At 45.5% G+C, this 14,283-nt stretch carries 14 protein-coding genes; 7 read left to right on the top strand and 7 right to left on the bottom strand.

All coding sequences use genetic code 11. From position 1 onward, the window contains the following. Nucleotides 1-87 precede the first annotated feature (87 nt). From malE to malG, 3 genes are all read left to right on the top strand, one after another. Nucleotides 88-1,266, top strand: coding sequence for a maltose/maltodextrin ABC transporter substrate-binding protein MalE (gene malE / locus VJL_RS10645; protein WP_038877780.1), 1,179 nt, complete (start codon nucleotides 88-90; stop codon nucleotides 1,264-1,266). Between the two features lie 80 nt (nucleotides 1,267-1,346). After that, on the top strand, nucleotides 1,347-2,921 hold the full coding sequence (gene malF, locus VJL_RS10640; RefSeq protein WP_038867214.1) for a maltose ABC transporter permease MalF: 1,575 nt from the start codon (nucleotides 1,347-1,349) through the stop codon (nucleotides 2,919-2,921). A gap of 12 nt (nucleotides 2,922-2,933) precedes the next feature. Next, entirely contained in the window at nucleotides 2,934-3,824 is an 891-nt protein-coding gene (gene malG, locus VJL_RS10635) for a maltose ABC transporter permease MalG (protein ID WP_020194055.1), read from the top strand. Between the two features lie 374 nt (nucleotides 3,825-4,198). Here the strand turns inward: malG and VJL_RS10630 are convergent, their stop codons facing one another. The 3 genes from VJL_RS10630 to VJL_RS10620 all read right to left on the bottom strand — a co-directional run bounded on the left by VJL_RS10630 (nucleotide 4,199) and on the right by VJL_RS10620 (nucleotide 6,161). Beyond that, nucleotides 4,199-4,444 carry a hypothetical protein gene (locus VJL_RS10630; RefSeq protein ID WP_038877777.1) on the bottom strand — a complete coding sequence of 82 codons (246 nt, stop codon included), beginning with the start codon at nucleotides 4,442-4,444 and terminating at the stop codon, nucleotides 4,199-4,201. A gap of 159 nt (nucleotides 4,445-4,603) precedes the next feature. Further along, the gene (locus tag VJL_RS10625; RefSeq protein ID WP_038867221.1) at nucleotides 4,604-5,089 is read right to left on the bottom strand and encodes an acyl-CoA thioesterase; all 486 of its coding nucleotides are present in this window, start codon (nucleotides 5,087-5,089) and stop codon (nucleotides 4,604-4,606) included. 166 nt (nucleotides 5,090-5,255) lie between these two features. Further along, a complete protein-coding gene (locus tag VJL_RS10620) occupies nucleotides 5,256-6,161 on the bottom strand; it encodes a DMT family transporter (protein WP_038877775.1) in 906 nt (301 codons plus the stop codon). A gap of 98 nt (nucleotides 6,162-6,259) precedes the next feature. On the opposite strand from VJL_RS10620, the gene VJL_RS10615 reads away from it, so the two are divergent. Continuing rightward, nucleotides 6,260-7,048, top strand: a complete 789-nt coding sequence (locus tag VJL_RS10615) for an AraC family transcriptional regulator (protein ID WP_005441149.1) — start codon at nucleotides 6,260-6,262, stop codon at nucleotides 7,046-7,048. Here VJL_RS10615 and VJL_RS10610 read toward each other — a convergent pair. Continuing rightward, nucleotides 7,043-7,960, bottom strand: a complete 918-nt coding sequence (locus VJL_RS10610; protein ID WP_038877772.1) for a M14 family metallopeptidase — start codon at nucleotides 7,958-7,960, stop codon at nucleotides 7,043-7,045. The two genes, VJL_RS10615 and VJL_RS10610, sit on opposite strands and share 6 nt — an antisense overlap. Before the next feature lie 173 nt (nucleotides 7,961-8,133). Here VJL_RS10610 and VJL_RS10605 point away from each other — a divergent pair, with 173 nt between their 5' ends. After that, the gene (locus tag VJL_RS10605; protein WP_038877770.1) at nucleotides 8,134-9,042 is read left to right on the top strand and encodes a DUF808 domain-containing protein; all 909 of its coding nucleotides are present in this window, start codon (nucleotides 8,134-8,136) and stop codon (nucleotides 9,040-9,042) included. A gap of 104 nt (nucleotides 9,043-9,146) precedes the next feature. On the opposite strand, the gene pyrC is transcribed toward VJL_RS10605, so the two are convergent. Together pyrC and VJL_RS27850 are read right to left on the bottom strand one after the other, a co-directional pair. Continuing rightward, nucleotides 9,147-10,175, bottom strand: coding sequence for a dihydroorotase (gene pyrC / locus VJL_RS10600; RefSeq protein ID WP_038877768.1), 1,029 nt, complete (start codon nucleotides 10,173-10,175; stop codon nucleotides 9,147-9,149). Between the two features lie 154 nt (nucleotides 10,176-10,329). Further along, complete coding sequence (locus VJL_RS27850; protein ID WP_005453437.1) at nucleotides 10,330-10,494, bottom strand: YqaE/Pmp3 family membrane protein; 165 nt, start codon at nucleotides 10,492-10,494, stop codon at nucleotides 10,330-10,332. Between the two features lie 272 nt (nucleotides 10,495-10,766). Between VJL_RS27850 and VJL_RS10590 the strand changes: the two genes are divergently transcribed. After that, nucleotides 10,767-12,584: a hybrid-cluster NAD(P)-dependent oxidoreductase gene (locus tag VJL_RS10590; protein WP_038877766.1), complete on the top strand. Its 1,818-nt coding sequence runs from the start codon at nucleotides 10,767-10,769 to the stop codon at nucleotides 12,582-12,584. 110 nt (nucleotides 12,585-12,694) lie between these two features. On the opposite strand, the gene nadE is transcribed toward VJL_RS10590, so the two are convergent. Then, nucleotides 12,695-13,525 carry an NAD(+) synthase gene (gene nadE / locus VJL_RS10585; RefSeq protein ID WP_038867235.1) on the bottom strand — a complete coding sequence of 277 codons (831 nt, stop codon included), beginning with the start codon at nucleotides 13,523-13,525 and terminating at the stop codon, nucleotides 12,695-12,697. A gap of 210 nt (nucleotides 13,526-13,735) precedes the next feature. Here nadE and VJL_RS10580 point away from each other — a divergent pair, with 210 nt between their 5' ends. After that, nucleotides 13,736-14,257, top strand: a complete 522-nt coding sequence (locus VJL_RS10580; protein ID WP_038877764.1) for a nicotinate-nicotinamide nucleotide adenylyltransferase — start codon at nucleotides 13,736-13,738, stop codon at nucleotides 14,255-14,257. Nucleotides 14,258-14,283 lie beyond the last annotated feature (26 nt).

The raw sequence follows: 14,283 nt of genomic DNA, 5'->3' as shown, positions 1-14,283 counted from the left end.
ATAGGATTATTTCAGATGATATATGTCGAAATACGGCTGAACCTCAATGGACTAGCCCTACATCAAAAATATAAAAAGGATACGAACATGAAAAAATTAAGCGCTGCAGCACTAGGTACTCTTGTTGCTCTGGGCTCTTTCGGTGCAAACGCTGCCATCGAAGAAGGACAACTTACTATCTGGATCAACGGTGATAAAGGCTACAACGGCCTTGCAGAGGTTGGTAAGAAGTTTGAAGAAGACACTGGTATCAAAGTTACAGTGGCTCACCCAGACGGCCTACAAGACAAGTTTCCTCAAACTGCAGCGACAGGTGATGGTCCTGATATCGTATTCTGGGCTCACGACCGTTTCGGTGGTTATGCAGAAGCTGGTCTACTTGCTGAAATCAAACCTTCTCAAGAGGTTCAAGAAGGCATCGTTGATTTCGCATGGGATGCAGTTCGTTACGACGGCAAACTGATCGGCTACCCTGTAGCGGTTGAGTCTCTATCTCTTATCTACAACAAAGATCTTGTTCCAAACCCACCTAAAACATGGGAAGAGGTTGCAGCATTAGATGCGAAACTTAAGAAAGACGGCAAGTCTGCAATCATGTGGAACCTAAAAGAACCGTACTTCACATGGCCACTAATGGCGGCTGATGGCGGTTACGCATTCAAGTACACTTCAACTGGCTACGATGTTAAAGATGCTGGTATTGCGAACGAAGGCGTGAAAGACGCAATGAACTTCGTGAAAGGTCTTGTAGACAAAGGCGTTATCTCTGCAGATATGGATTACTCAGTATCTGAGTCTGCGTTCAACCAAGGCACTGCGGCAATGACTATCAATGGCCCATGGTCATGGGGCAACATCGAGAAGTCTGGTGTGAACTACGGCGTAACAACACTACCTAAATTCCAAGGTCAATCTTCTAAGCCATTCGTTGGTGTTTTAACTGCTGGTATCAGCACTGCATCACCTAACAAAGACCTAGCAGTAGAGTTCATCGAGAACTACCTACTAACTAACGACGGTCTACGTATGGTTAACAACGATAAGCCACTAGGCGCGGTTGCTCTAAACTCATTCCAAAAAGAGCTAGATTCAGATACTCGTATCGCTGCAACAATGGACAATGCGATGAACGGCGAAATCATGCCAAACATCCCACAAATGAACGCATTCTGGGGTGCTGCTAAGAACGCTATCATCAACGTTGTTGACGGTCGTCAAACTGTAGATGCTGCTCTAGCAGATGCAGAAAAACAAATGACTAAATAATTCAGTAATACCCTTTTTAAGGAGGGGGCAACCTCTCCTTACTTTTCTACTTTTATCCTATATTCGCTAGCAGGTTCCCTATGCAGTCAGTTCAAGGTACAAATGCTATGACAGCACCAGAAGCCAGCCTTCCGAGCAGCAAAAAAGTGTTTATCAAGTGGGCACTATTAGGCACAGTCGGCATTATCAATGGCTACGCAACAATCCTTATGTATTCTCGTGGTGAGATTGCGTTTGCACTCCTTACGCTCATTCTTACCGGTTTAGCGCTATTTATTTTTGGTAGTAAAAAGACCTACGCTCATCGTTATATCTACCCAGGTATTGCGGGGATGATCTTATTCATCCTTTTCCCTTTGGCTTATACCATAGGTCTCGCATTCACTAACTACAGCGCAAAAAACCAACTCTCTTTTGACCGTGCGCAGACCGTTTTAATGGACAGAACGTACCAAAGTGGTGATAGCTACCCGTTCACTCTGTACAAAACTGAGCAGGGTCATCAAATTGTAGTGAAGAAAGGTGAGGCGCTTTTAGCAACACCAACCTTTGAATTGCAAGGCTTCTCTGCGACAGACTTAGATTTAGCGCCAATCACAGAAGCGACGGGCGATAAAGAACCGATTAAAACGATCGTTAAAAACCGTAGCGCTTTGAGTGGTGTTGATCTACACCTGCCAAACGGCGATGACATCCGTATGAGCGGTCTTCGTAAGTTTGCGGCTGTTGTTCCGCTTTACACGCTGCAAGACGATGGTGAGACGCTATACAACAATCGTACCCAAGAGACACTACGTCCAAATATGGATGTGGGTTACTACCAACCAGTAGACGAAAATGGTCAGTTTGTTGGTAATACGGTTTCTCCAGGTTTCGTGGTAAACATCGGTACGCACAACTTTGAACGTGTTTGGAAAGATGATGGTATCAAAGAGCCGTTCATCAGCATCTTTATCTGGACGATTGTTTTCTCTGCGTTGACCGTTGTTTGTACACTGGTTATCGGTCTAGTACTTGCAAGTGTCGTTCAGTGGGAAGCCTTGAAAGGCCGCTCTGCATACCGATTACTGCTTATTCTTCCGTATGCGGTACCAGCGTTTATCTCTATCTTGATCTTTAAAGGTCTCTTCAACCAGAGCTTTGGTGAGATCAACATGTTGTTAGAAGGGTTGTTTGGTATTAGCCCTGCGTGGTTCTCTGATCCATTCATGGCGAAAACCATGATCCTAGTGGTTAACACATGGTTAGGTTTCCCTTACATGATGATTCTTTGCATGGGTCTACTAAAAGCCATTCCTGAAGACCTCTATGAAGCATCAGCTATTGATGGCGCAAACTTCATCACCAACTTTACTCGCATCACGCTACCGATGATGCTTAAGCCACTAACGCCATTGCTGATCGCTAGCTTCGCGTTTAACTTCAACAACTTTGTACTTATCCAGCTATTAACGGGTGGTGGTCCTAACATGATTGGCACATCGGAGCCGGCAGGTTACACGGACTTACTTGTAAGCTACACGTACCGCATTGCATTTGAAGGCGCTGGCGGTCAAGACTTCGGTCTAGCAAGTGCGGTTGCAACGCTTATCTTCCTATTGGTTGGCGCGCTAGCACTATTGAACCTACGTGTTACTAAAGTAGCTCAGGATTAAGGAGACAGAACAATGGCAATGGTACAAGGTAAGTCATTAAAATATCGTGTTTGGGCTACGCATATCGCAATGTGGGCGTTCTTAGCGCTGATTATCTTCCCTCTACTGATGATCATCGCGATCTCATTCCGTGAAGGTAACTTTGCAACGGGTAGCCTTATCCCAGACAACCCGACGCTAGACCACTGGAAATTAGCGCTAGGCATATCAGTTACAAACGCAGATGGGTCGGTTACACCGCCTCCATTCCCAGTCATGACTTGGCTGTGGAACTCAGTAAAAGTTGGTGGTATTTCAGCTATCTTGATTGTGGCTCTGTCGACCACTTCAGCGTACGCGTTTGCTCGTATGAAGTTCAAAGGTAAGAACACTATCCTGAAAGCGATGATGATCTTCCAAATGTTCCCAGCAGTATTGGCATTGGTTGCACTATACGCATTGTTTGACAAACTAGGTCAGTACATCCCGTTCCTAGGCTTGAACACGCATGGTGGTTTGATCTTCGCTTACTTAGGCGGTATCGCTCTTCACGTATGGACAATCAAAGGCTACTTTGAAAGCATCGATTCTTCATTAGAAGAAGCAGCCGCGCTCGATGGTGCAACGCCTTGGCAGGCATTCCGTCTGGTACTACTTCCACTGTCAGTGCCAATTCTTGCGGTAGTGTTTATCTTGTCATTTATCATGGTGATAGGCGAAGTTCCGGTAGCATCACTACTGCTATCTGATGTAAACTCGTACACTCTTGCGGTTGGTATGCAGCAGTACTTGTACCCTCAGAACTACTTATGGGGCGACTTTGCAGCAGCAGCAGTGCTTTCAGCTGTACCAATCACAGCGGTATTCTTACTGGCGCAACGCTGGCTTGTTGGTGGTCTAACGGCTGGTGGTGTGAAAGGTTAATCTTGGTTGGTCACTAAGATACAAAAGAATAACTAGAAAAGGGCGACCATTAGGTCGCCCTTATATTTAGCAATCGATATTACACTTTTGGTTTGGCCGCCGATCAGTAATATCTCGCTTTAATTGGCGTTACGCATAGCTGGCTGTTAGCTTAGTTCCTTACGCTTTAATCACTAACAGTTTCTTGTAACCATAACCTGAGTCTTGACTCAGGTTTTTTTATGCCCGTCGTTCACGAGGTTTATTTTCTTAATGCAGGTAGAGATTAGCGGCTTTGCAATGGATTACACAGTTGAGCCGGAATGCCATGCGTATCACTTCACATAAATAATCTGTGGGTATTTTCGAAAGGGCGATCAGGGAGTTGGGAGAGATTAAAACTCTCGGCTTGAAGGAGCGCAACCTACGTACTGAAGCAAGGTATATAAGCTCTCTTGTTGCAGCGCAACGCGACGAAATAAATCAGCAAAAGTAGAATCACCACCAAAGCAAGCTTGAATGTAATGATTAATCTCTGTTTCGTTATATCCTTCGACATACATCGTTCTTACCCACTGGTATTCAACGGCTTTCAAATTAGTGAGTGTGTCTTCGCTTAATGTGGTCTCTTTCAATCTCAAGATCCAAACTCTATCCAATAGCAAAATTGTGCTTGGATTTAAGCAAATCAAAGTGAAAGATTTATGACAATTTGACGCTTGTGTGAAGCGAATGACACAACCATGACATTGCTTCACACAGCAAGGGGGCAAACGCTTACTTTTGTTGAGCGACGTGAGTTATTTGAGATACTTAACGTGCGCTTCCATCTCTTCGCCAATTTGCTTACGCATGTTCATCAAGCGAATGGCTGATTGTTCTAGTGCTTTGTCTTCATCCGACTCAGGAATCCACTTTGGTACATCGGTTGGTTTTCCGTCTTCATCAACTGCAACCATGATAACGATACAATGTGTCGTAAGGCGGTTTTTTAACTCTTTGGGATCGCATGCTTGTACATCGATAGCAATGTGCATTGAACTGCGTCCTGTGTAGATAACTTTGGCACTGACTTCGACTAAGTTACCGACATGAATCGGCGCGACAAATCGAATACCACCCGCATACGCTGTGATGCAGTACTTGCCACTCCAAGCCGCGCTGCACGCGTAAGCGGCCAAGTCGATCCATTTCATTACGGCGCCACCGTGCACTTTACCACCGAAGTTTACGTCTCCGGGTTCAGCAAGAAAACGAAGGGTAATATCTCTTTGACCACTGCTCATCTGTCATTCCTTTATTGTTGTCGTTGTTATTAGACTCAATGTATCAGCAAGGAATTAATTCTGGAATAGGAGACGCAACAAAATATTAACTTTTCTGTCAGCCTGAGCAGTAAAAGGTGCGGAGCACAAAAAAGCCACGGAAGATACCGTGGCTTGAGGGATTGAATTACGATGTCGCAGGCGGTAAATCTGGGCTTGGCGATTGCACCTTCTTTCGAATCTTAACCTGCGACAAGATAACGCCAGAGATAACCAGCATGCCACCAATGATATGGTACACATGGACTTCTTCGCCGAGCATAGTCGAAGCCAAAGCTACCGAGACCACAGGCATCAGGTTCATGAACATGGCACTAGAATCCGCGCCAATCAAATCGATGGCTTTCACCCACATCAATGGGGCAAAGATAGACGCCGCAATACCCGCGTAAGCAATGAGAGGTAGTGCGCTTTTGCTTGGAAGTAACTGGTCGCTGCTAAGCCAAAGTGGGGTAAGCATTATCAGCGTGAAAAAGCCCTGCATGTAAACCAGAGTCATACTGTTGAATGGCATTTTCCAACGCTTAAGTAACACGCAGTAAATCGCGTAACAAAGGGCAGCAAGAAGCATCAAGCTGTCACCTTGTGTCATATCTTGATGTAGGAAGTAGGTAATATCACCATGTCCGAGCATAAACGCTAAGCCAGCTAGAGAAATGACACCACCTGCGACGCTCAACATCGAGATAGATTTACCAAGTAAAGGTACGCTCAAAAATACGCTTATAAGTGGCACCAAAGATGTGATTAGCGCCATATTTGATGCTGTCGTCGTCAAACCTGCGTAGTAACCCAACGATTGGTTTAGCACCATACCAAGCAGCGCAAGGCAAGCGAGTTTTGGCAGGTAAGGGCGAATGACATGACGTTGGCGGATTACGGCAGGTAAGCAAAATGGTGTTAGAAGCACCATAGCGACAAACCATCGATAGAAACTCATTGCACTCGGTTCGATGGCACTTGCTGCCATTTTATTTACGATGGAATTCCCACCCCAAATCATGACAGTAAAAAACGGAAGCAAATAAACCATGAGAACCTCATCGCAGAATAATTAATGGCGCTAGTCTGACAGGTCTTTATAATGAAAAGTATCTCTGGAAAGACATCGTAAGCGATAGGAAGACAATTTTGAAAAAGACCACGAGGAATCTTCATCCTTCATTATCAATTGAGCAGGCACCATCAGATGTGTTTATGAATTTTGAAGCCTTTCTGTCGAATACTGAGACTCGGATTCATAGTCACCCTTGGGGACAAGTGCAGTTGATAAGTGGCGGTATTCTAGAAATGGATGCAGAAGACACACGCTTTTTAGCACCACCACATCTGGCTATTTGGGTGCCGGCTGGAATTCGTCATACCAGCTATAACCGTAAGCCATTGGAATACTGCTCTTTAAATATCGCACCAGAGCTAACGCAGCACTTCCCGTCTAAAACCAGTCTGATCAAGGTAACGCCAATAGTGTCTGCAATTGTGGAAGACTTTCGTCAGCGCGACATTAACGTGGCAAAGAGTGAAGAAGACAAACGCATCGTACAGGTACTGCTTGATCAGTTAGCGAAGCAAGAGGTTGAGCATCACTTCTTGCCAACCACAGATAACAAATATCTGGAACCCATTCTTAAAGCCGTTGAAGAAGCGCCAACGGATGAAATTAGTTTGGGGGAGTGGGCGGAAAAGGTGCATACCACTGAACGAACGTTAGCTCGTCATTGCCAAAGTGAGTTAGGGATGAGTTTTACTGAATGGCGATTGCGAGTTCGTTATCTGCACTCAATGGAGCTATTAAGAAAAGGACAAACCGTGAAAGAGGTGGCGTTGACGTTAGGCTATAACCAAGCCAGTCCATTTATTGCCATGTTCAAGAAATACTCCGGCATTACACCGGAGCAATATAAGAACCGCTTGTTATAGCTGAGCGAGCACGTAGTTTAAACCGCCTACAACTGCTGCAACTTGAGCGTCGTTACACTCTTCATCAGTTACTTTCGGGCTGTCTGGGTAAACTTCTGTAGTGGTGCCGTAAGTGCAGTTGGTCACGCCGCCACACAGACCCAGTTTCACCATTGGGTAATTAATCACACCAAACTGCACCACTGGCGAGCCAATGATTTCGCCTTTATCGTCAGCAGGTGCAATGTGCGTTACTTTCGCTACTGACTTGATGACCGCTTTTTGGAACTCAGGTTGCGGGTTTTCTGTATCACCGACCGTGTAGAAACCGTCTGGGATCATGCCTTCGATGTATTCAAGGCCATCACGCGCCGCAAGTGCAGGGCGGAATTCAGTTTCATCAGAATCGGTGGTTTCGTGCAGGTCGATGTGCATTAGAACATCACCCAAGGTCGCAACCAGCTTCATCAAGTTTGCTGATTCTTCCGCAGGGCTATCTGCATAGAAAGAGCGGTTTGGATCGATCGCATTTGGGTTCCAGCGGTTAATCACTTCGTAACCCCAAGGGCTAACACATGGCGCAACGACAATGTTGAAGTGTTCTGCGTAGCGTTCTGCTTGCGTATCAACAAACTTCAGTGCGCCGTGCACACCACTTGTTTCGTAGCCGTGTACGCCGCCAGTGACCAAAACAACAGGCTTTGTTGTGTCCCAGTTATGAGTCTTGATACAAAATAGAGGGAAACGTGCCTCGTCGTAAGAAAGTGCGCCATATTGCTCAACATCAAAACGCTTGCGAAGGGCGTCAATTTTGGTCACGACTTCTTCTTGGTAGCTACGTTTTACGTCACGTTGCTCACACCAAGCTTTGCGTTCTGCTTCGCCCCATGGCTGACCTGGGGTACCGATTGGGTAAGTGTATCCGCTTTTCATCTATACTTTTCTTTTGTGTGCTTGAAAGGTAAGACAAGACTAGTCCTGTCTCAAAGCCACATCAACACAAAACACAATTTGTGACCTTATTCTTTGCAGAATCATAACTTTGCTGAGTGATTTAATGATGTTACATTTTGTTACTTATTCAATTCCATAAAAGAGATAAATAAATGGCTGGAGCAAGTTTACTGACACTGTTGGATGACATTGCAGCTGTATTGGATGATGTCGCATTGATGTCAAAGGTAGCGGCGAAAAAGACCGCTGGTGTATTGGGCGACGATTTGGCGCTAAATGCGCAACAAGTATCGGGTGTTGCTGCCGAACGAGAAATTCCAGTGGTATGGGCGGTCGCGAAAGGTTCATTTAAAAACAAGTTGATACTGGTGCCTACGGCGTTGCTCATTAGTGCGTTTATTCCTTGGTTGATCATGCCATTACTCTTGATTGGTGGTTTGTTTCTCTGTTTTGAAGGCGCAGAGAAGATCTTAGAGAAACTATTCCCTCACGCTCATCAGCATGAAGATAACGCGGAAGAGTCCTCTGATACGGGTGAATCCGTGGAAGAGTACGAAAAGAGAAAAGTGGCGGGCGCGATCCGTACTGACTTTATTTTGTCTGCTGAGATCATCGTGATTGCTTTAGGCACCGTCACAGGAACAAGTATCGTGACGCAGATTTTGGTAGTAAGCCTGATTGCGATCTTGATGACCATTGGTGTCTACGGTTTAGTGGCTGGCATTGTTAAGCTCGATGATTTGGGCTTCTATCTAGAGCGTAAATCCAATGGCGAAGGTCTGAAAGCCAAACTTGGTGGTGCGTTAGTGGCGTTCGCACCGAAATTGATGAAGATGCTTGCGATTGTTGGTACTGCAGCAATGTTCTTGGTTGGCGGCGGTATTGTTGTTCATAACGTCCCTGCGATTCATCACCTGATTGAACCTATCATTATGGATTTCCGTGGTCACACCATTGCTACTGCGATCGTACCGACACTGCTTAACGGCGTGATTGGTGTCATTGCTGGCTTGATTGTGGTTGCTGCTTGGACTGTGGTTGAAAAGGTTCGCGGTAAATAAGCGCGAGTTCAGTTTGTTGAGGCTGTATTAAAGCCAAAAGAAAAGGGTCATGCCTTTCCATATCGAATATGGTGGCATGACCCTTTTTCATTTCTTGAGGGTGATTACTTCACTTCCCACTCAATTTTTTCATTTGCACGGATTGGCACAACGATGTCGCTGCCAAATGGCATCGTTTCTGGTACATCCCACGCTGCTTTTTCTAGCGTGACGGTATCTGTGTTACGAGCTATGCCGTAAAAATCAGGGCCATTCAAGCTTGCGAATGCTTCTAGGTTTTCTAGCTTGCCTTCGTTCTCAAACACTTCAGCGTAAAGCTCTAGCGCTGCGTGTGCAGTGTAAGACCCAGCACAACCACAAGCCGACTCTTTTGCGCCTTTTGCGTGTGGCGCTGAATCCGTACCTAGGAAGAATTTCTTGCTGCCGCTTGTTGCTGCTTCGATAAGCGCTTGTTGGTGGGTATTACGCTTAAGAATTGGTAGGCAGTAGAAGTGTGGCTTAATGCCGCCGACTAGCATGTGGTTACGGTTGAACAGCAGGTGGTGAGCGGTGATAGTTGCTGCAACGTTATCAGAAGCGTTGTTGACGAAATTAGCCGCATCCGCAGTCGTGATGTGCTCAAGAACGATTTTTAGGTTAGGGAAGTCGTTGACGATAGGAGCAAGAACCGTGTCTAGGAATTCCTTCTCACGGTCAAAAATATCAACGTGGTTGTGAGTGACTTCACCATGAACCAAAAGCAGCATGCCAACTTCTTCCATCGCTTCAAAAACGTGGTAGATGTTCTTTGCGTTGGTTACGCCAGAATCAGAGTTGGTAGTTGCGCCTGCTGGGTAAAGCTTTGCTGCAACGATTTTGCCTGTCGCTTTCGCTTTGCGGATTTCGTCTGGCGTGGTGTTGTCTGTTAGGTACAGCGCCATAAGAGGTTCGAATTGCTCACCGTGTTGTTCAGCAAGGATGCGATCACGGTAGGCTAGCGCCATTTCAGTATTAGTCACTGGTGGGACGGTGTTTGGCATGATCAGTGCGCGGCCGTTATAACGGCTAATATCGCGAACGGTATCTTTTAGAACTTCACCATCGCGTAAATGAACGTGCCAATCGTCAGGACGAGTAATAGTCAGTGTTGTCATTAATTGCTCCCACCATTTAAAAGTTATGTTTGGAGCCTAAACGCTGCATTTACCTCAAGAGCAAACGCTTGCGCTTAGGCGACAGGATGATAGTGGAATTGCACTTTCATTTCATCCCATTTTTCACATTTCTTTTCGGCAGGAGCTCAGTTGGTTACTTCATCGTCAACCAAAGCGCGTGAATTGTGCCTGGTAGGAAGAAGAAGAACGTTAGGATCAGGTTGATGAAGAAGTCTTTCTCTAGACCTTTTTCCATGTAAACCGCCACTGGTGGAAGGAAGATACAAAGTAGAATTAGAATCAGTTTATTAGTATCCATGGTCTATGCTCCGGATAGGTTATGTATAGTGTCAAAAAGTTGGCGAATTATGTGTGCGATGTCACGTTTTGGCAATCCTTATTTCGTCAATACTGTGCAAATTTATGGAACTCTGTTCATAAAGTGAGACAAAAAAGAACGCTAAAGAGGGACAGCGCCAACCGCCTTGGGAAGATACCTTATAAAAATTGAGTTTTTATAGGCACTTGGGTCATTACTCTTATGAGGATATGATAGTCCAATAATGAGAAAGTACCTGTAGGAAGAAGGCTATGTCGCAATCAGTTTTGTCCCAAATTAATGTTTTTCCAGTCAAATCCGTCGGAGGTGTTGCCTTATCTTCCGCTTGGGTAGAAAAACAAGGATTGAGTTTTGATCGTCGATTTATGATTGCGACGTCAGATGGCTCAATGGTGACCGCTCGAAAATTCCCTCAAATGGTGACCATCAAGTCCGCGCTGCTGCCAGACGGAGTGGTGTTTACCAGTCTTGGCGAAGAGCCACTAAAGATCCGTTATCAAGATTTCAAAATGCAGGAAGCGCCCGCAACGGTTTGGAAAGACAGTTTTACGGCATATACCACCACTGACGAAGCGGATGATTGGTTTAGCAAAGTGTTAGGCCTTCGCGTTGAGTTACTTTTTACTGGTGAGCAATCCAATCGTGTAAGAGAGAAGTTGGGGCACAACGTTAGCTTTGCCGATGGTTATCCGGTGCTTGTTATCAGTGAAGCGTCACTGGAAGAGTTAAATCGCAGAAGCTCTGAACAGCACTCAATGGATCAATTCCGAACCAACCTAGTGGTATCTGATACCAAGCCATTTGAAGAAGACTCATGGAAGCGTATTCGTATTGGCGAAGTGGAATTTGAATCAGTAAAACCTTGTGAGCGTTGCATTTTAACCACCGTTAACACTCAGCGCGGTACATTCCGAGAAAGCAAAGAACCACTTAAAACACTGCAAGAGTTCCGTGCGAACGAGCGTGGTGGAGTGTTCTTTGGTCAAAACCTTGTTGCTCTGAATGAAGGCATTATTCGTTCTGGTGACAAAGTTGAAGTACTGGAATACAAAGAGCCAGAGTTTTATCCAGACAATTCTCCTAATCGAATGACGCTAACTTGTGTCGAACGAGAAGAGATTGCGCGCGACTTCGTCACCTTATGGCTTGAGCCAAGCAAAGGTCAGTTACCAACGTACTTACCGGGTCAGCATTTACCTATTGAAGTGGATATAGAAGGTAAGAAAGTAGGGCGTCGCTACACCTTGTCATCTAGCCCATCTCGCCCGGGTCGCTACGCGATTTCGGTTAAGCGCGTTTCTGGTGGGCGTGTGTCTAATTCACTGCTTGATAATCTGCAAGTTGGAGATGTGCTGGAAGCGGAAACGCCAGATGGCCAATTCCACCTAAAAGAGCATTCAGTTCAACCTCTACTCTTGTTGTCTGCTGGTAGCGGCGTAACACCTATGCTGTCGATGGTTCGTTACTTGGCTGATCACAACCAACTCGATGATGTGGTGTTCTACCATCAGTGCAGCAGTGAGATTGATATTCCATGCAAAGAGGAGCTCGATGAACTAAAACGTCAGCATCCGGGGTTGGATGTGAAGATTTGCTTAACTCAGCCAGCAGTGGATTGGTTTGGCCTGAAAGGACGCATTAGCCTGTCTCATATCAAGCAGATCAAAGACGTTGAGAAGCGACAGGTGTTTGTTTGTGGTCCTGATGGTTTTATGCAAAAGGCGAAAAACCTCCTATTCAAGAAAGGGCTACCGGAAGATAACTATCATCAAGAAGCATTCGGCGTTGCGGCTATCACAGCCAAGCCAGAGAAAAGTGTTGAGATTGAATTCAACGGCTTTAAGTTGATGGGAAACAACCAGCAGACATTGCTTGAACAAGTTGAAAATGCAGGCAAAAGCATTAGCAACAGCTGTCGAGCGGGCTTGTGTGGTGCTTGTAAGGTTCAAATGGAATCAGGGCAGGTCGATCATCCGGATGTCCCTGCGATAAGTGCTGAGGAGCGTGCGATGGGTAAAGTGCTCGCATGTTGCGCTATTCCGCAGACGGACGTGACAATCACAGACTAATTGCCATAAAGACGGATCGCAACCAGTAAAAAAACGCCGCTAACGTAGCGGCGTTTTTATCTATCTCAGAGCGGTTTCAGAAACGAGTCGCTCAGAAATAAAATTGCAATTTAGTCGTAGATCGTTGGGATCGGCTGACGTTTGTGCTGCGTGGCCTTGTAAATTGACACCAGACGGTCACTCACTTGTTCCGAAACAGGTTTGCCTTCTAAGAAGTCGTCAATCTGTTCGTAAGAGAGATTCAGTGCGTCTTCATCTGCTTTTTGAGGATCAAGTTCTTCTAAATCTGCAGTCGGTACTTTCTTTACTAGTTGTTCCGGTGCACTCAGCGTTGCCGCGACTTCGCGTACTTGACGTTTGCTCAAGCCGAATAGTGGTGCCATATCACAAGCGCCATCACCAAACTTAGTGTAAAAACCGGTAATGTTCTCAGCCGAGTGGTCAGTGCCTAAAACTAGGCCGCCTACGTAACCTGCGATTTCATATTGAGCAGCCATGCGGGCACGTGCTTTTACGTTACCTTTTACAAAGTCGACTTTTGCAGCGTCAGTTGGCAGAAGGCCAGTACCTTCCAATGCAACATGAGATGCAGAGTGAAGACCATCTACGCCCGCTTTTATGTTTACAGATACAGAATGAGTTGGTTGGATAAAGGCAAGAGCAAGTTGTGCTTCGTCTTCATCCTTTTGCTCACCGTAAGGTAAACGAACGGCGATAAACTGGTAGCTATTGTCGCCAGCTTCTTCGTTCAGTTGGTCCACAGCCAGTTGAGCCAAACGACCACATGTCGTTGAGTCAACGCCACCGCTGATGCCAAGAACAAGAGACTTACAGCCTGCTTCTTGCAATTTACGCTTGATAAAAGCGACACGGCGTTCAATTTCGAAATGCGGATCGATAGAAGGGAGTACTCGCATTTCATCGCGGATGGATTGTTCCATTTAGGGTTCCTTTTCCTGCAAATATGTACGACACCAAATGAGTTTGAATAAATTCATACTGCGGCAGGCGTTTATAGTTCACAAATGGTGAGAAACCATGCAGTTGATGTTCATAAACGTCGCTTTAGTGTCAAAAAGCTCTAAAGATTAGTAGTATCATACCGAAATCATCGGATTAGAAAACTCTCTTCAACCAGGTAATCACCGGATATGAAAAAAATCGCCGTTTTTGGCAGCGCATTTAACCCGCCAAGCTTAGGTCACAAGAGCGTGATCGAGTCACTGAGCCACTTTGATCTCGTGCTACTTGAGCCAAGCATTGCACACGCTTGGGGCAAAAATATGTTGGATTACCCAATTCGGTGCAAACTGGTTGATGCCTTCATTAAGGACATGGGGCTTTCTAATGTTCAACGCTCTGACCTTGAGCAAGCTTTGTACCAGCCTGGACAAAGTGTGACGACTTTTGCGTTATTAGAAAAAATTCAAGAAATCCACACGCAAGCCGATATAACTTTTGTCATAGGTCCTGATAATTTTTTCAAATTTGCTAAATTTTACAGAGCAGAAGAAATAACCGAACGTTGGACTGTGATGGCGTGTCCTGAAAAAGTCAAAATCAGAAGCACGGACATTCGTAATGCACTGTTAGAGGGTGAAGACATCAGTGCATTCACGACACCAACGGTCAATGAACTATTACTAAGCGAAGGCTTATACAAACAATCGTAATCTGAAAACGAAGAGGTCAGATTTTC

Source organism: Vibrio jasicida CAIM 1864 = LMG 25398 (assembly GCF_000400365.1).
Lineage (GTDB): Bacteria > Pseudomonadota > Gammaproteobacteria > Enterobacterales > Vibrionaceae > Vibrio > Vibrio jasicida.
Note: the sequence above shows the minus strand (reverse complement) of the source record. Positions and strands in the feature narration are given on the sequence as shown.